This window comes from Bacillus cereus group sp. BceL220 (assembly GCF_051776965.1).
GTDB lineage: Bacteria > Bacillota > Bacilli > Bacillales > Bacillaceae_G > Bacillus_A > Bacillus_A cereus.
Window position 1 is genome coordinate 169359 of record NZ_JBPWBC010000006.1, and the last position, 18110, is coordinate 187468.

Here is an 18110-nt window from a genome sequence, read left to right on the forward strand (position 1 = left end):
ATACTTATTGCATGTTTATACCGCTATTAGTGACGCGTATGACTCTCAAGTGAAAATTCAGTGAATGTAAGGAGGAATTCAAGTTAGCTAGACAATAAATGAGGAATGGACGAAATATATTCTTTTCTTGTTTTAATTGAAAAATAAAATTTGTTCGAATAATTATTCTACAGCTATATACCTACACTAGCTTTCTTCGTATAATGGAGAAGTATGAATTTTAGATTTGTATTAATTTTACATATTGAGGTGAACAAAGAATGAATTCGCGGCTAATGGAACTTATTGATGTGAGTACAATAGAAACCATGGCAGAACAATTTTATAAATTAACTAACATATCACATCAACTTCTTGATGCTGAAAAAGAGTGTGTTTTTTCATTCGGAATGAATGAAATAAAAAAGAGTAAACTTCCAAAGATTGAAATCCCCATTTTCTTATACAATCAACATTTAGGATCTTTTGTTGTATGGTCCAAAAAAAGTGAAATTTTCAGTTGTCAAAAATACTTTGAAATGCTCTCAAGTTTAATTTTAGATGGTGCAATAAAAGTATTTCAAAGTAAAAATACAACGTTGCTTTCTCGGAAAGAGGAGGAACTACATACGATTTTACAAAACATGCCTGTTATGGTCGATGCGCTTGATTATAATGGAGATTTTGTTTTGTGGAACCGAGAATGCGAAATCGTAACAGGTTATACCGCTGAAGAAATAATTGGAAATCCAAATGCACTGCAATTATTGTATCCTGATCATAATTATCGCCATCAAATACAAAAGAAATTTTTAACTTGTGGAAAAAATTTCAGAGATTGGGAAATGCACTTAACATGTAAAAATGGTGAAATCAAAACAATAATGTGGTCGAATATCTCAGAACAGTTTCCTGTAACAGGATATAGTTATTGGGCTGTTGGTGTAGATATTACGCATTTAAAAGCGATAGAAGAGCAGTTAAAACAACAAACATCTGAACTGGAATTAATTTTTAAAGCTTTACCAGATTTATGTTTCTTAACAGAAGATGATGGCACGATTATTGATTACAAGGCAGGATCTCCTACGAAGTTTTACGTACCCGCAGAAGCTTTTATGGGAAAAAAGTTTTACGAAGTATTACCATCTTCAGTAGCACAGCAGTTTCAGGAAGCCATTAATCAAGTGAAGGAAAAAGGAACGAATGTAATTGTAGAATATCCACTCACACTTAATGGAAGTATTGATTTCTTTGAAGCTAGGTGCTTACCATTATTACGTGATAAAATTATGATTATTGTACGCGACATTACAGAGCGAAAAAAGACAGAAGAATTGTTAAACAAATCAGATACGCTTGCAGCAATTGGTCAATTAGCAGCTGGCGTAGCTCATGAAGTAAGAAATCCTTTAACTGTAATTAAAGGTTTTATACAGTTATTCCAAATTAATAAAGAAGATCAAGAAAGATATTTTGATCTTATGCTTTCTGAAATTGAAAGGATAGAAGCGATCCTGCAAGAATTTCTGTCAATTGCTAAAACAGATGAAATAAATACAGAAAAGAAAAATATTTATCAAATTTTTAAAAATGTCGTATCGTTAATGAATACAAAAGCAATTATGACAAATATTCAAGTTGAACTATTTACGGATGACAAAGATATAATTATTGAATGCTCAGAAAATCAATTGAAACAAGTATTTATTAATATTTTGCAAAATTCAATCGAAGCTATGCCAAATGGTGGGGAAATTTCAATTCACATAAAAGAAATAAATGATGATGGTGTCATCATTCATGTAATAGATGAAGGAATAGGAATACCTGAAGAAAGAATTAAGAGATTAGGTGAACCTTTTTATAGTACGAAAGAAAAAGGGACTGGTATTGGATTAATGTTAAGTTATAAAATTATTGAAAGTCATCAAGGGACAATTAGTATCATGAGTGAGGTTGGTGTCGGGACAACAGTAACTATTTACTTACCGAAAGTACTAAGTAAACAATCTCTTTCTAATTGTGACGACAAATGTATACCAATACGCACTAGTAGTAATTCTTAAATCAATTAATACCCAATAACAAAGCGATTAGTGAAAACTAAGCTTTTTGTTATTGGGTATTTTTTATATTTAATTTAGTAAACTTTACCTTTTCTTTACCTTTGTTTTAATTTCTATTAAGTTTTAAACATTATATTAATATTTGTACAAAGCAATGTATAGAAATTGTACATTACTTTTAATATAGAAATGTGATTATTATTTGAAATATTGTAAGGAGGAGATTATGACAAGGTGAAAAAGCAAGAGAAGAAAAGTGGTAGAGTAGTACCTCTCCGGTTAAATATTTTATTCCTTTGTGTATTTTTATTATTTTCTGGCATTATTATTCAGTTAGGGAAAGTGCAAATTTTTGATGGAGAAACATATAAAAATGAAGTAGAGAAGAGAGAAAATGCAACCGTGGGCCTTTCTGTACCACGTGGGAAAATATTTGATCGTGAAGGAAATCCAGTAGTTGATAATAAGTCTTTACGTACGATTACATATACAAAGGTGAAAGGTGTAAAACAAGAAGAAATATTAAAATCAGCAAGACAACTTGCAGATATTATTGAAATGCCACAAGAAGATATAGATAAGTTAACTGAGACTGATAAGAAAGACTTTTGGATGCAATTAAATCCAGAACTTGCTCAAGACTTAGTATCAAAAAAAGAAATAGATAAGTTCCGAGATAAGGATATTACCGGAAAAGAGCTAGACAAAAAAATAGAAGATTTAAAAAGGAAACGCGTTACAGATAAAAATCTTCAAGAACTAACGGCTAAAGATATAGAAGTGTTAGCTATTAAAAGTAAAATGACCTCAGGTTTTCAAATGGCACCTCAAATTATTAAAAAGGACGTTAGTGAACAGGAATATGCGGTGATTAGTGAAAATTTAGCGAACCTTCCAGGAGTAGACGCATCAGTTGATTGGGAGAGAATCTATGTAAATGATGGATTATTCCGTTCTGTCCTTGGTAACGTTTCAAATGCTGATGAAGGATTGCCACGTGAACGATTAGATTATTATTTAGTGCGTGATTATAGCCGAAATGATAGGGTCGGCAAAAGTTATATCGAACAGCAATACGAAGATGTACTTCATGGTACAAAAAAAGAAGTAAGAAGCATTGCTGATAAACAAGGAAATACTATTAGAACGGAAACTGTTACTGAAGGGAAAAGCGGTAAAAATTTAACTTTAACAATAGATATGGAATTGCAAAAAAAAGTAGAGGAGAGCATAGAAAAAATATTAAAACAATATAAAGGATCAGAATCAATGTTAGACCGTGCTTTCGTAGTGATGATGAATCCGAAAAATGGCCAAGTATTATCAATGGCTGGGAAAAGGCTTGTAGAAAAAGATGGGAAAATGGAAGTAGAAGATTATGCTTTAGGCACGCTGACAAGTTCATATGAGCTTGGATCAACGGTTAAAGGTGCGACAGTTTTAACAGGGTTTGAAACAAATGCAATAACTCCTGGAACACATTTTTATGATGCACCTATGAAGTTTAAAGGAACCAAGGAAAAGAAGTCTTGGAAAAATTTTGGTGATATAGACGATCTAAGAGCGTTACAAGTTTCTTCAAACGTTTATATGTTTAATATAGCATTGAAAATTGCTGGCGTGGATTATGTAAAAAATAGTTCGCTAGATATTAAACAAGAATATTTTGATAAAATGAGGTATTATTTCAGGCAATTTGGACTAGGCGTACAAACTGGTATTGATTTACCAAATGAAACTGCAGGACAAATTGGAAGAAAAGATAATCAGCCTGGTTTCTTATTAGATTATTCTATTGGACAATATGATACGTATACACCACTTCAGCTTGCACAATATATTTCGACTATCGCAAATGGAGGGTATCGAATGAAACCACAAATTGTTCAAGAGATTAGAGAACAAACCGTTCAAAAAGATGAGGTTGGTAAAGTAGTACAATCAATAGAACCCGTTGTTTTAAATAGAATCGATATGAAACAAGAATATATTAATCAAGTAAAAGAAGGATTTAGAAAAGTATTTCAAGAAGGAGATGGAACGGGAGTAAGAGCGTTCCAAAAAGCACCATATAAACCAGCTGGTAAAACAGGGACCGCACAAACTGTATATGGTGGAGAAAATGAAATTGGGCGAAATGCGAAAGGCGATCGTAGAGAATGTTATAACTTAACATTGGCTGGATATGCGCCATATGATGATCCAGAAGTAGCATTTTCTGTTGTAGTACCGTGGGTTGAAAATGATAAATCGGGCATTAACTCCGATATTGGAAAAGAAGTTTTAGATGCTTATTTTGATTTGAAAAATAAGCGATTAACTGATGAAGCGCCAAAAACAGATGCCTCTAAAGAGAATTAAAATGGACGAAACGTCTCTAGCATTCATGTGAACTAGAGGCGTTTTTATCTGGGGATAGATTAGAAATGAGGTATATATGAAGCTGTTTATTCTAAAATATTGGAGGAACATATGTAGCTACATATTAATTATAATAGGGGTTATTTTTATTAATAAGTCCTTTTTATTTTGTATGGTAGAAGGAATTTCGATGCAACCTACTTTGAATGAAAAAGATTATATACTTGTTAATAAGGTAAACGTCTGTTTATCGTCTTTTCATCATGGAGATGTTGTCATTATAAAAAAAGAAGACGAGCCTACTTACTATGTGAAACGAATTATTGGATTATCGGGGGATAATATACAACTAAAAAAGGATGAGGTATTTATTAACGGTAAAAAGCGTGATGAGTCGTATATAAATTTAGATATGTCACAAGTATCCAATCGTTTTTCAAATTTTAGAGAAATAAAAGTTCCTACGCATAAATTATTTGTGTTAGGTGATAATCGTAATCATAGTAAAGATAGTAGGAATACACTTGGACTTATTGATGAGTCAAATATAATAGGTAAAGTAGAAATGGTATTTTATCCATTTGATCATATAAAATGGATAAAATAATTCTATTAACTATTCACGTTTTATAAAATCAATCATATATTAATAGCATAGGACAAGCAGAAAAGCTTGTTCTAACCTCACAGAACACTCCTTATCACGGTTAGGCATCTACATAGGTAGATGCTTTTTTTATGTTGATGACTGAAAATTATTTATCAATATAATGTAGCAAGCATATTAGGACTATTAGGGGAAGATTACTTGTACAAATAACAGTATGCTTAATTAAAACAGTGAAATATAAGGAGTGAGGAATAAGTGCTAAATATTTTAGTGGTTAATTTTCCAGCAGAGGGACATGTAAACCCTACATTAAATTTAGTAAAAGCCTTTACTGAACGAGGGGATCACGTACATTATATTACAACGGCAAACTTTAAGGATAGAATTGAAGATTTAGGAGCTACTGTACATACTCACCCGGATCTATTAAAGGAGATTTCTATTGATGCTGAAACCTCATCTGGGTTAAATGCTTTCTTTCATGTGCATGTTCAAACTGCTTTATATATATTAGAAATTACGAAACAATTATGTGAAAGTATAAATTTTGATTTCGTAATTTATGATATATTTGGCGCGGGAGAGTTAGTAAAGGAGTATTTACAAGTTCCAGGTGTAGTTTCCTCACCTATATTTTTAATTCCTTCAGAGTTTTTGAAGACATTACCTTTTCATCCAAATGCAGATATACCATTCCAACCAGAGGAGATCTCTGAAAAATTACTAAATCAGATGGAACATAAATTTGGAGTAAAACCAAAGAATAATCTTCAATTTATGAATAATAAGGGTGATGTTTGTTTTGTATACACAAGTCGTTATTTCCAACCTAATAGCGAATCGTTCGGAGAAAATAACATTTTTATTGGACCGAGCATTTCAAAGCGTAAAACAAATATAAAGTTTCCACTGGAATCACTTAAAGAGAAGAAAGTTATTTACATTTCAATGGGAACACTGCTTGAAGGACTCGAATCATTCTTTAATACTTGTATTGATACTTTTTCAGATTTTGATGGGATAGTTGTAATGGCAATTGGTGATAGAAATGATATTTCAAAAATAAAGCAAGCGCCAGATAATTTTATAATTGCTCCATACGTACCTCAATCAGAAATATTAAATGAAGCAGATGTTTTTATTACACATGGTGGTATGAATAGCGTACACGATGCCATTCATTATAATGTCCCATTTGTAATAATACCGCATGATAAAGATCAGCCTATGATAGCGCAAAGATTAACTGAGCTTGAAGCGGCACATAGACTATTGAAAGAACATGTTAATGTGCACACTTTAAAAGAGGCTGTAATAGATGTTCTTTCAAATGAAAAGTATAAACATGGTATAAGAAAACTTAATGATAGCTTTTTAGAATGTGGTGGTTCAAAAGAAGCAATTGCAGTTATTGAATCTCTTTTAAATAAAGTAAAACTTTAATCGGTAGGGATTTTACTACCCATAAATAGCGGGATAAATAGTCGTAACTGTATACAAGCATAGAGGTTCTCACCTTTATGCTTGTATATTCTTATCCAGCAAATTGCACAGCAGTATTTGCATGTAAAAAAGCAGTATCAAAAACGGGAACAGTAAGATCATTTTGGGAGATGAGTAAAGGTATTTCAGTACAGCCTAATAATATACCTTCAGCGCCGTTTTGAATTAATGATTTTGTAATTTGTAATAACTTTTCTTTAGATGTTTCTGAAATGATCCCTCTACTTAATTCATCTAATATGACATGGTGGATAAAGGTTCTTTCCTCTTCATTTGGGATAATTGTCTCAATGTTATATTTCGCTAATCGTGATTTATAGAAATCTTGCTCCATCGTTTGTTTTGTTCCTAATAGTCCGATACGTTTTATATTCTGTTCTACCATTTCTTTAGCACTTACATCACCAATGTGAAGAAGCGGGATAGATATTGCTTGTTCTACCTCCTCGGCAAATAGATGTACAGTATTTGAACACATTAATAAACATTCAGCCCCAGATTTTTCAACTTTCTTTGCAACTGTAACTAGTTCATTTTTCACTTCTTCATATTGATGGTTTTGTAATAAAGTAGTTACTTCACCAAAATCCATACTATATAAAACTAACTTTGCATTTTGATCGTATTGAGAGAGTGTAAGTGTATTAATATGTTTATAGTATAATGATGTAGATTCCCAACTTAATCCTCCAATCAAACCAATAACTTTCATAATGCATTCCTCCCGAAACGATTTTGAATTTATTATTTCATAATTCCGATAAGAATACAATGATTTAAATGATCCATTTAACAAAAAATAAAAATAGTAAGAAAAGTGTTGAAATTTATATTCTTTAGTGCCATAATACGAATTACAAATTAATACTTATCCAGAGAGGTGGAGGGAACGGCCCTAAGAAACCTCAGCAACCCCTATGCAATTTTATAGGAAGGTGCTAATTCCGCAGAGGACACGTTGTGTTTTTTGAAAGATAAGAGGATTCTTGAACGTGAAAGAAAATGACCTCTTATATAAGAGGTCATTTTTTGTTGTATAGAAAGGGAGTGTAGATGCATAATTCATTTTTAAATTAAATATAGAGTAATAAAAGTTGACTAATATGAGAGGGGAATTGTAATGAACAAATTATCAACAAAGTTAGTAGTAGCAATCGGTATTGGAGCAGCATTATACGGGATATTAGGACTTTGGGGATTTTCTATTGCACCGAATACATTTATTAAACCAGCATTAGCTATATTAACTGTTTTTGGAGCATTATTTGGTCCAGTGGCAGGACTGTTAATCGGACTTATCGGTCATACCGTAACAGATACGATTGCTGGATGGGGGATTTGGTGGGGCTGGGTTATTAGTTCAGGGATTATTGGTTTTTCGATGGGTCTTATTCAAAAAAGAGTTGGTTTTAGTGTGAAAAACGGGTCGTTTAACAAGGGGGATATTTCTTATTTAGCAATTACTGGGCTAGTTGGTATTGTCATTGCTATTATATTTGCTGGGGCATTCGATATTATTGTGATGGGAGAACCATTTGACAAAATTGTTATCCAAGTATTAGGAGCAACAATTTCCGATGTTATCGTTTTCTTAGTACTTGGATTGCCACTTACAATTGGCTTGGCAAAATCTAATAAGAAACATACACATTTAAAAATTGAAAAGTAGGGATGTTAACATGCAACCAATTATTTCGTTTGAACAATTTACCTTTCAATATGGGCATGCTGCGCAGCCTACTTTAAGTGATATTACCTTTCATATATACCCTGGGGAAAAAGTACTAATTGCTGGACGAAGTGGTTCAGGAAAGTCGACATTAGCTCATTGTATAAATGGGCTAATCCCATTTTCTTACGAAGGGACTAGTACAGGTAACGTTTTAATTGCCGGTAAAGATCCGAGGGAAGGAAGTATTTTTGAACAAAGTAAGCAGGTAGGAACAATTTTGCAAGATCAAGATGCTCAATTTATTGGTCTGACAGTAGAAGAAGATGTAGCTTTTTATTTAGAAAATGAATGTGTAAATCAAGATGACATGAAAAAGATTGTTTCCGACTCATTAAGAAAGGTGAAGATGCATACGTTTCATAAACAAAGTCCACATGAATTATCAGGAGGTCAAAAGCAAACAGTTTCTCTTGCTGGTTTATTAACAACAAATGCGGATATATTATTGTTCGATGAACCGTTAGCGAACTTAGATCCACTAAGCGCCGTACATACGATAGAACTTATGAAAGATATACATGAGCAATATAATAAAACGATTGTTATTATCGAACATAGGATAGAAGAAATTTTAAAGCTGGATTTAGACAAAGTTATATTAATTGATGAAGGTAAAGTCTTTGCAATAGGAACACCAAAAGAAATCTTAGCGTCAAATATATTACCATGTATTGGCTTAAGAGAGCCTATTTACATCGAAGCATTAAAGAGATTACATTTTGATCGTAATAATGACGTAATATATCCAATGGAAAACCTTCAAAAAGAAAAGGTAGGCAACGTTCTAAAAGAGTGGATGGAGAAACAAGTCATATTAAAAGGTAATACTAAAAACAAGGAATTACTTAAAGTGGAGAATTTATCATTTTCATACCCTAATAAACAAAAAGTATTAGAAAATGTAAACCTTTCAATATATGAAGGAGAAATTGTAGCACTGTTGGGACATAATGGAGCAGGGAAATCCACATTAGCTCATAGTCTTATAGGCATAAACAAAATAAAAAATGGGAAAATCTTGTTAGAAGGTGAAAATATTAGTTCTTGGTCTATTCGTAAACGTGGGAAAATCATATCTTACGTGATGCAAAATCCAAATCATATGATTACACAGTCTACTGTTTTTGAAGAAGTTTCATTTACATTAACATTACATAATTTTTCTAAGGAAGAAATTAAGAATAGAGTAGAAGGAACTTTAAAAATTTGTGGTTTATATCCATTTCGTAATTGGCCAATTCAAGCACTAAGCTATGGGCAAAAAAAGAGATTAACAATCGCATCTGTATTAACAACAAATCCTAAGCTTATCATATTAGATGAACCGACAGCGGGACAAGATTATTATCACTATAAACAATTTATGTCTTTTATTAAAAAACTAGCTAAAAAGGGAATTTCATTTGTTTTTATCACTCACGATATGAATCTCGCACTAGAATATGCAGACCGTGCAGTAGTTCTACATGAAGGGAAAATTATTGCGGATAATACAGTGTCTAATGTATTTGGTGATCAAGAAACGTTACAAATAGCTAACTTAAGAGAGAGTTCTTTAACCAAGCTTGTTAAATTTAGTGGGATTGCATGTCCGGAAAAATTTATGGAACTTTATTTAGATAGTAATAGGAGGGAGGAAGGTGCATAGTACATATTTTCATCGTATGGATGGGGTAGTGAAATTGTTTTTATTTATTTTTTGTATGATGCTTACTTTTTTGTTTTTTGATTTTCGGGTGTTGCTAATACTATTTATTATTGGATGTATCGGACTCAGCATTGCTAAAATTCCATTTCGTAAAATTTTAATTGTTTTTAGTGTCATATTTACATTTAGTTTATTAAACTCTGTCATGATTTTATTTATTACACCAACTTATGGATCTGAATTAACTGAATCATATACCGCGTTTTTACATATTGGATATGCAACGATTACATATGAAACATTATTTTATGCAGCTACACTTTCATTAAAGTATTTTACGTTATTACCATTTACACTTCTTTTTATTTACACGACAGATCCAAGCGAATTTGTAAGTAGCTTAAGTAAACTTGGTATTCATTATAAGATTACATATGCAGTAAATATTGCACTACGTTATATTCCTGACATCCAGTCTGAGTATAAAATTATTAAACACGCGCAAGAAGCGAGAGGCGTGGCTTTTGAAAAAGGAGAAGCAAATATATGGGTTCGTATGAAGAACCGTTTTTTAATTTTCTGGCCGCTAATCATTCATTCTCTAGAAAGAATAGATACGATTTCAAATGCAATGGATTTAAGAGGATTTGGAAAGAAGGATAAACGTACATGGTTTTATACAAGTAAGGCGAAACGTGAAGATTTCATCGTTTTATTTGCCGGTGTTTTCATATTCATTGCTGCGGTATATTTAAAATTAAACGTATTTCAAAACTTTTGGTATCCATTTTAAAGCACTCTTTAAACGAGTGCTTTTACTTATTTTTATGTAGACATGCTCAAAAAAGGGATATATACATAATGTATAATACGAACCAGTTAAAATGATCAACTACCTATTAGTTTTCAAACCAAAAGGAGGAGAAAATATGAGTTACGGTGGTTCTTGTGGTTTTGGTGGAGGTTTCGCTTTACTAGTTGTGTTATTCATTCTATTAATAATTGTAGGATGCAGCTGCTGGGGCGGAGGATACTAATTTTTAATTAGTCTTCACAAATGTAAACTAAAAAAACATTGAAGATATGTATCGAAACAAATAAAAAAGGAGCAACTATGCTCCTTTTTTATTTGTTTAAATGCGTATTCTCACTATATTTCGGGAACGTAATCGTTAAAGTCGTTCCTTTACTAACGATACTTCGGATTTTTAAACTTCCATGCATCGTCTCAATAATCTTAACAGCAACCATCGTACCTAAACCGGTGCCTTTTGTTTTTGTACTAAAATACGGTTCACCGAATCGATGTATTTGCTCCTGTGACATTCCAACTCCGCTATCTTCAATTCGTATTTCAACTTTACTATTATTGATAGATGAGGAAATATTTAAGGTACCACCATTAGGCATTGCTTCAATACTGTTTTTTATTAAGTTTAAAAAACATTGTTGAAAGTGTTGTTTATTACCAACAATGGTTGCCTCAGAAAAATCCTGTGTAATATGTATCGTATTCATATTACACAATGGCAATATCATATTAATAACTCGATTTAACTCTTGTTTTACTGAAATTTGATCTAATTTTTCTGGAGAAGGTTTGGCAAACGTTAAGTAATCATCGATAATTTCTTGGGCACGATTTAACTCTTCAAGTATATGTTTAATATATTCGTCTCTTGATTCAGCAGTTAAATTTGGTGTTTTTAAAAGCTGTGTAAATCCTTTTACAACCGTTAAGGGATTCCTTACTTCGTGCGATATACTTGCAGCGAGTTGGCTAACAATCTCCATTTTTTCCATTTTAATTAATTTAGAGCGCATTAATACAGCATCTTTTATAACTTCATTTATATAAACAATAAATAACATTAAAGTAGTCGGTAATACCATGAAATAAATAATATACAAATTATTCACTTCAAAATCTGATAAAGTTAATACAATTACAGTTGTAAATATTGCTAGGAAAAAGGTTAAAAACATGGAAAAAGCTACTTTAAGCTTTCTATTATATGTATTAAATTTTGAAGATGCGAGTGCTGTAACGATGAACATTATTCCGTAAACAACGACTGTCAGCATGTTAAAGCCATAAAATAAAAATCTTGTAATTAATAAAATTGTAAACAATATGATACCGACAGGGAATCCACCATAAAGCGTACCTATTATGACCGGAATTTGTCTTAAATCATGAATACAACTTTCATCCATATAGATAGGGTATCGCATACATAAAATAAGCGGGATACTAGAACAAAGGGTAATCAGTAATATTTTGTATTTTTTCAAATAATGCTTGCTATCATATATGAAATAAAAAACAAATATACTACATAAAATGTATAGAAGATTATTTAATACGTTTTGATTAATATAAACAAAGTCCATAATATTTGCCTCGTTATTCTGAATTTACTTAACATATGTATTATACATGATAACATGTGTTAGGATGTATAAACCTTGTTCATACAAGATTTATTTAGCTTTTTTTATAAAATGCAAACATTAGCTATTCAAAGATACTTTTACCAAAACTTTTTACTACTTCTTTCTGCATGTTCGGTAAAACATGGTGGGTTATGTTGCTACTATAAGAAACGTAGGTATTCTTTTCTAAACTCATCCTTTTAATTTCTAGCCACTGAACGAGATAGTCTTTTAAAGTAAGCTTAGACGGCTCCACAAAAGTCCCTTCATTTAAATCCGTAATCTTTTTCGTCACATTTTTTACTGCTTCTTTTTTGTCTTATAACCAGAAACACACTAAGTACTTATTTCCTCTTTTTCGAATATGTCCTTTCACTTAAAACACTCCTTCATTTTGTTTTGAATTATGTTGTATAAGTCTAGTTGTAATGTTGCTATTTTGAAAATTGCATAGTTGGACATATGAGCGATGGATATATTTTACCATATATGAACAAATTCAGTTATAGGATATGATATGTAAGTTACTGCTAATTTTATATTTACAATATACTGAAAATTAAGTGATATAAAAAATGGAAATATAAAATAATGCAAGGGGGAAAGAAAATGAAAAAGGTTTTTGTAGTGTTTTTTGTACTAGCATTCGCATTTATGTCTATCAATTCTTCAAAAGTTATGGCTTACGGAAATCATAAAGCGGATCTTTATACAAGCGGCGGATCTCAATTATTGAATTATGTTGGATCTAAACAACCTTTATATAATGGTCCTGGTAATCCAAATGTAGTAGGTTATGTTGCCTGGCAAACTGTTACAGTAGAACAAGCATGGTATTTAATTGATACATCTTTAGGAGAAAAATGGGTTGGCTATAATGGAGATGCACTTTTTCTTAAAGATAGATTAAATTCAAATGCTGCTCAACTAGAAATAGGATCTAAACAACCTTTATATAATGGCCCTGGTAACCCAAATGTAGTAGGTTATGTTGCTTATCAATCTGTCAAAGTAAAACAAGCATGGTATTTAATTAATACATCGTTAGGACAAAAATGGATAGGTTATAACCTTTAAAAAGCACTCATAATGAGTGCTTTTTTTATTTATATATAAGTCTAGTTGTAATTTTGGTGCTATGAAAATTACATATTTGGACATATGAGTGATGGATATATTTTATCATATTTAGATTGTTATTAAGGAATAAAAAAAGAGCCATAGGGCCTCTTTTTTTGCTGTATTCATGGAAATAAAATTAAAAGCGTTATTTTATTATAAAAAAATAGGTGACACAACAATTGTGCTAGCCGAGTCACCTAGTACTATCGAACCAAATAATGTACTTTTTCTATATGTAGTTATGGGGAGTTCTTAGAGGCTAGCCCAATAGACAGTTAAGGGACAAATAAAATCATTTTAGAGAGTTTTACATTTTATTATGTTAATGCTACAACAGCAAGAGTTAAGCCCAATGTATTTAATGTATTAGAATATGGTCCTACATTAACAGTAAGAGTACTTGTTATACCTAAAGGTGTAGTGAAAATAGCGGGTGCTGATACAGAAGTGAATCCTGCAGTATATCCCAGAGAAGTACCAGAGCCAATGATTGGATTATTATTAAGATACATAGTGATACCTGCCGAATTACCTCCTGGTTGAATGATAACTTGCACTTCATAGATTGCCAAATAGGTTCTTCCACCTTCAAGTAAAACAGTTGTTGGTGGTGTGAATGAGATTGCCGTACCATTAGAATTTACCACGGTATCTAGTGGAATCGCAGAATTTACCGAGACTATTGATGGGGTAGTTTGAACAACATTTAAACTGTTAGCCGTGGGGGATGGACAAGTGCAAGGTTTGTGAATGTTAGAGTTGTTATCATTTTGGAAATTCACAAATAATCAAGCTCCTTTGCGTAAAAAAATTTTTATCCTATATAAAACGTAGCTTTTTTGTATCTAAGTTATTTTTAATAAATTTTTAAAGATAAATCGAATATTGTTGGTCAGTCGACTCATAAAAGTATTCGATACTCTGGGATTTCAAAGTGCATCTGATAAATATATATGAATGTTTTTTTAAGGACATTACTGTAAGTTAGGAAACATAATAAAATAGTTATTTTAATAAAAAACGGGAAAATGAGGGGAGTAAAAGGAAAAGAACCCTTTATATAAAGGGTTTTTCTGGTGATTTAATCTATCAATTACATTCTTGGTAATATTCATCACATGAATCGTTATTATCGTTACAACATATACAAAATGTTTTTTGAACAAATAAACTAACTACACTAGTAGAACCTTCCTGCTTTGTAAGAGTAAGACTTTGAAAATCTTCAACTTGAAATATTTTTGTTTGAACAGGTTGTAATGTAGTAGTAATTGGTACGCTAGATCTTCTTGTTAGAATAGTTACTTGAACGGGTGCACTCATACCAACAACGAATAACTGAATTAATGTTTTGTTATGATTGTTTGTAAAATCCTCAAATACAGTTTGTGGAGCGGTGGTTTCAAGGAAAACTGACACAGGTATATTTCCATTTTCATTTTCTGCAGAACCAGCTATCGTATGAGTTTCAATAAAACAGTTATTTTTTTGATTGTTGGAATGTGATTAGTTTTTATAATATTTTTTACCATCTTTATAAAAGTAATCAGCCATGTGAATTTAAAGCTCCCTTCTTTTAAATATCTATATAGTCTATTTAATAAAGTGAAGTAGTGCTTGTACAACATAATAAAATCCGCTCTCGTAATTATCTAAAAATGTTATTTGGAAATTAAAGAGCGCCATTCAAGGCGCTCTCGGATAAACATTAATATTGAAAAAGAATACCACATTATATTTTATGCATGTTCTTAATAAATGTGTAGTTTTTTAGCAAAATCCTTATTTGAAAACAAGAAGCCCTAGAGTTAGGGTTCTAGGGCTTCTTATTTTGGTATTCTCACATGGTTTTTCAAAAAGAATAGAACATATTGAAGATAACATGTGAATGTTTCATAAATGTATCAAAAAAGTGAACAAAATTGCTAGTGGAGAAGAAGCAGAAATGAAGTTTCTAATACGTAAGTACGTGAAAGGTATGATTTCCAATGAATAAAATGCGCATGGGACACCTAATCATTATTTTATCGGGGGAAAAGAATATGTTATGAACTTGGTTGAATGAAAAAATGAAAATTTTACTTTTGGAGTGAAACTAAACAAAAACGCTATTTTATTAGAAAAGGAGAATGAAAATGGAGGTCCAGTTAATTCACGAACAAACATATAAAAGTCAGTATGATTTAGAAAATGCAGTAGAAAAATTCTACGATAGTCTTCCAGAAGAATTCGGAATGTTAGAGGACGAGGATATCAAGAAATTTGATCATATAAGCGGAGTATTTGAGGCGACGGCCGTAATGGAGAATGGTTTGAAATTGAAGGTAGAAATATTCTTTGCGGATTGATGCAGACGAAGATGAATCATGGGTTTGTAAAGCTTATCAAGTAGCTTAATAAAAAATTCATTTGAAAGGAAAGTGATCAGGGTGGAAGTTCAATATGATGCGCAGGGCCGAATGAAGTACCAACCGATTACCATCCGAATCATAAGAAGCCGTATACAACGAAAGAATTAGCCTACATATGTAAGTATTATGGATTCGGAAAGATGAAGGGAATTGCTTTAGCATTAGGAAGAACGGAATTAACGATAAGGCAGCTAGTAAATACTCTCCGGAAGAATGGAATATTTGAAAAATATAAAACTATGGGTGAGTAATTACAATAAAAATTTCATTTTATAGAAATAAAAACCCTAGTTTCCTAGGGTAATGGTATAACAGCCAAATATATTTTATTCGTTTATATTGTAACTTAATATTACGTTAAATACATCAGGTAAATGAAACCAATTGTAGAAAATAAGAGCAGTTAGCAAAAGCCAACTGCTCTTCTCCAAGGGGGAACAAGGAGAAAATCTAATGTCATATATAGTATTGACGTAATATTTAGTTTTATTCGTGAAGAATTACGTTTAACTTAATGCATAACCAACGATTAAAGTTAGTGTTAAAAACACTGATAATAACAATGTTAGCAGAACTGTTACTATGCTTCTAAGCATTGCTATCCAATTACCTGCTTTAGAGAATCCTTTAATACCAGCAAAAAAAGTTCCTATTGAAAAAATGAGTACAAAAAATAAATGGTGAAAATAAACGATATTTATAAACGACGCATTCATTTCAGGTGTTCATACTTCAAGATATAAAAGAAAAAAAGCAATGCAAACGAATGAAAAAAAAAGACCATAGATTTATATTATGCTTCATAGGTTGCTCCTTTGTTATCAAAATATTGCTATTAAATTTTAATGGAAAATATAAGAAAAATATAGTGGTTATAAATTGGAATGAATTTTTAAACAAAATAATTCTTTTGTTTAAAGAAAAACAAGCTACCACGTTACAATGATTGGAGATATTTTCCGATATATCCTTAAGAGGGTGGGAATAGAAAGAGTATCTTCTAGAGGAAAGGAATTAATTTATGCTAGGAAATTGGTTGGGTAAATTAAAATAACCTAAATGTATACAAAGATATAAACTTATTAATAGTCATGACAATGAAGATTTTAAAACTGGTAAGATGGGAATATTTAGTTATTGTAAATGTGAAAAGTGCTGGAATTGTTCTAAAGGAAGGAATATCTGAAATATAAATATAATTGAGGGGAGTGAAATAATAATGGAAACTAGTACTTTTTTAGGGCTGTTCTGGGGATGGATGACGGTTATCGTATCGGGAATACTATTCGTCCGTCCATCGGTGTTACGTGACTTAAAAAAATTAGTGGTTGAAGACAGAGGGTTTGGTATTATGTATGGTTTTCTATCGATTTTCCTAGGATTAGGTACTGTAATTCTACATAATGTATGGGGATTCAACTGGCAGGGATTCCTAACGGTTATTGCATGGCTTGCATTATTAAAGGGAATTTACATAATTGCATATCCTGAACCCTCCAAGAAAACAGACTTTGAAGTAAGGATACTATCTACACGTATAGTACTCGCTATCATTGGTGCTTTGGCTTTATGGATGCTTATAGTAATCTATATAAAATAATCTTTTTTTAATAAATAAAAGAGCCTAATGTGAGAGAAAAGGCCTTTTCAAAAATTGCATATGAGGAAAATCAATGTCAATAGTTTAATGCCAATAAATTAGAATTAATTCTAGGTATTAAGTATTGAGAAATAAAAAATATTTAAGGCAACAAATTGGTTAACTTTATGAGCTAACCAATTGTTACACAAAAGAAAATTAGGCCCTATAAGTAATAGATGTGTAACTTAAATTTACAGTTATAGTGTAAGCGAGATTGAAAATGTTATACGAAAGTAATTCTGTTTAAAAGTTTTATTTTGTCATAAATAAAAGAGCATTTAGCCCAGCCTAACTGCTCGATACAGAGGTAATAGTCTAGCTACATAGATATTATATGCTGAGTTATTGATTTTATTTGTGTAAAACACAAAAGAGCAGCTAACAAAACCTAGCCGCTCTAAACAGTGATGTGTCTCTAGATGTAGTTGTAGTATAAACAGAACATTGAGTTTTATTCATGGGGAGATAGAAATGGGCTTGAAAATAGAATATAGTCCGGCTAGAAAACTAGAGGACACCAATTTTTAGAACTGCGATAAAATTGTTTTAAGAAATGGTGGTCTCTTTATTTTGAAAGGGGATTTAGGAAATGAAGGT

13 protein-coding genes, 5 pseudogenes and 1 riboswitch are annotated in these 18110 nt (G+C 31.5%); of the genes and pseudogenes, 12 read left to right on the top strand and 6 right to left on the bottom strand.

Going from position 1 to position 18110, the window contains the following annotated elements; all coding sequences use genetic code 11:
- The first annotated feature begins 260 nt into the window (after window positions 1-260).
- The 4 genes from ACS2FK_RS17640 (at window position 261) to ACS2FK_RS17655 (ending at window position 6462) form a co-directional block, all read left to right on the top strand.
- Complete coding sequence (locus ACS2FK_RS17640; RefSeq protein WP_001088549.1) at window positions 261-2048, top strand: PAS domain-containing sensor histidine kinase; 1788 nt, start codon at window positions 261-263, stop codon at window positions 2046-2048.
- 234 nt (window positions 2049-2282) lie between these two features.
- Window positions 2283-4409, top strand: a complete 2127-nt coding sequence (locus ACS2FK_RS17645) for a peptidoglycan D,D-transpeptidase FtsI family protein (protein WP_063547416.1) — start codon at window positions 2283-2285, stop codon at window positions 4407-4409.
- 76 nt (window positions 4410-4485) lie between these two features.
- On the top strand, window positions 4486-5016 hold the full coding sequence (gene lepB, locus ACS2FK_RS17650; protein ID WP_043924669.1) for a signal peptidase I: 531 nt from the start codon (window positions 4486-4488) through the stop codon (window positions 5014-5016).
- Window positions 5017-5274: 258 nt separating this feature from the next.
- On the top strand, window positions 5275-6462 hold the full coding sequence (locus ACS2FK_RS17655) for a macrolide family glycosyltransferase (protein ID WP_063547417.1): 1188 nt from the start codon (window positions 5275-5277) through the stop codon (window positions 6460-6462).
- Window positions 6463-6553: 91 nt separating this feature from the next.
- Here the strand turns inward: ACS2FK_RS17655 and ACS2FK_RS17660 are convergent, their stop codons facing one another.
- Window positions 6554-7234, bottom strand: coding sequence for an aspartate/glutamate racemase family protein (locus ACS2FK_RS17660; RefSeq protein ID WP_063547418.1), 681 nt, complete (start codon window positions 7232-7234; stop codon window positions 6554-6556).
- Window positions 7235-7387: 153 nt separating this feature from the next.
- Window positions 7388-7503: riboswitch (SAM riboswitch) on the top strand.
- 139 nt (window positions 7504-7642) lie between these two features.
- Here ACS2FK_RS17660 and ACS2FK_RS17665 point away from each other — a divergent pair.
- The 4 genes from ACS2FK_RS17665 (at window position 7643) to ACS2FK_RS17680 (ending at window position 10939) form a co-directional block, all read left to right on the top strand.
- Window positions 7643-8191 carry an ECF-type riboflavin transporter substrate-binding protein gene (locus ACS2FK_RS17665; protein WP_001038210.1) on the top strand — a complete coding sequence of 183 codons (549 nt, stop codon included), beginning with the start codon at window positions 7643-7645 and terminating at the stop codon, window positions 8189-8191.
- Between the two features lie 10 nt (window positions 8192-8201).
- Window positions 8202-9902 carry an ABC transporter ATP-binding protein gene (locus ACS2FK_RS17670; RefSeq protein ID WP_063547419.1) on the top strand — a complete coding sequence of 567 codons (1701 nt, stop codon included), beginning with the start codon at window positions 8202-8204 and terminating at the stop codon, window positions 9900-9902.
- Window positions 9895-10695: an energy-coupling factor transporter transmembrane component T family protein gene (locus ACS2FK_RS17675; protein ID WP_063547420.1), complete on the top strand. Its 801-nt coding sequence runs from the start codon at window positions 9895-9897 to the stop codon at window positions 10693-10695. The genes ACS2FK_RS17670 and ACS2FK_RS17675 overlap by 8 nt, the downstream gene beginning before the upstream one ends.
- Window positions 10696-10831: 136 nt before the next feature.
- Window positions 10832-10939, top strand: a complete 108-nt coding sequence (locus ACS2FK_RS17680; protein WP_000120182.1) for a YjcZ family sporulation protein — start codon at window positions 10832-10834, stop codon at window positions 10937-10939.
- Between the two features lie 88 nt (window positions 10940-11027).
- Here the strand turns inward: ACS2FK_RS17680 and ACS2FK_RS17685 are convergent, their stop codons facing one another.
- Together ACS2FK_RS17685 and ACS2FK_RS17690 are read right to left on the bottom strand one after the other, a co-directional pair.
- Window positions 11028-12296 (bottom strand): sensor histidine kinase, encoded by a 1269-nt coding sequence (locus tag ACS2FK_RS17685; protein ID WP_063547421.1) that lies wholly within the window; start codon window positions 12294-12296, stop codon window positions 11028-11030.
- 169 nt (window positions 12297-12465) lie between these two features.
- Window positions 12466-12714 (bottom strand): annotated as a pseudogene (locus ACS2FK_RS17690) (site-specific integrase); the annotation flags it as partial.
- A 233-nt stretch (window positions 12715-12947) separates the two neighbouring features.
- Between ACS2FK_RS17690 and ACS2FK_RS17695 the strand changes: the two are divergent.
- Entirely contained in the window at window positions 12948-13415 is a 468-nt protein-coding gene (locus ACS2FK_RS17695; protein WP_063547423.1) for a hypothetical protein, read from the top strand.
- 362 nt (window positions 13416-13777) lie between these two features.
- Here ACS2FK_RS17695 and ACS2FK_RS17700 read toward each other — a convergent pair whose 3' ends face one another.
- Together ACS2FK_RS17700 and ACS2FK_RS17705 are read right to left on the bottom strand one after the other, a co-directional pair.
- A complete protein-coding gene (locus ACS2FK_RS17700) occupies window positions 13778-14242 on the bottom strand; it encodes a hypothetical protein (protein ID WP_063547424.1) in 465 nt (154 codons plus the stop codon).
- Between the two features lie 307 nt (window positions 14243-14549).
- Window positions 14550-15014, bottom strand: a pseudogene (locus tag ACS2FK_RS17705) (exosporium protein D).
- 581 nt (window positions 15015-15595) lie between these two features.
- On the opposite strand from ACS2FK_RS17705, the pseudogene ACS2FK_RS17710 reads away from it, so the two are divergent.
- Window positions 15596-15857 (top strand): annotated as a pseudogene (locus tag ACS2FK_RS17710) (hypothetical protein).
- 32 nt (window positions 15858-15889) lie between these two features.
- Window positions 15890-16122 (top strand): annotated as a pseudogene (locus tag ACS2FK_RS17715) (DNA-entry nuclease).
- A 255-nt stretch (window positions 16123-16377) separates the two neighbouring features.
- Here the strand turns inward: ACS2FK_RS17715 and ACS2FK_RS17720 are convergent.
- A pseudogene (locus ACS2FK_RS17720) lies at window positions 16378-16675 on the bottom strand (hypothetical protein).
- 415 nt (window positions 16676-17090) lie between these two features.
- On the opposite strand from ACS2FK_RS17720, the gene ACS2FK_RS17725 reads away from it, so the two are divergent.
- On the top strand, window positions 17091-17471 hold the full coding sequence (locus ACS2FK_RS17725) for a hypothetical protein (RefSeq protein WP_063547426.1): 381 nt from the start codon (window positions 17091-17093) through the stop codon (window positions 17469-17471).
- Window positions 17472-18110 lie beyond the last annotated feature (639 nt).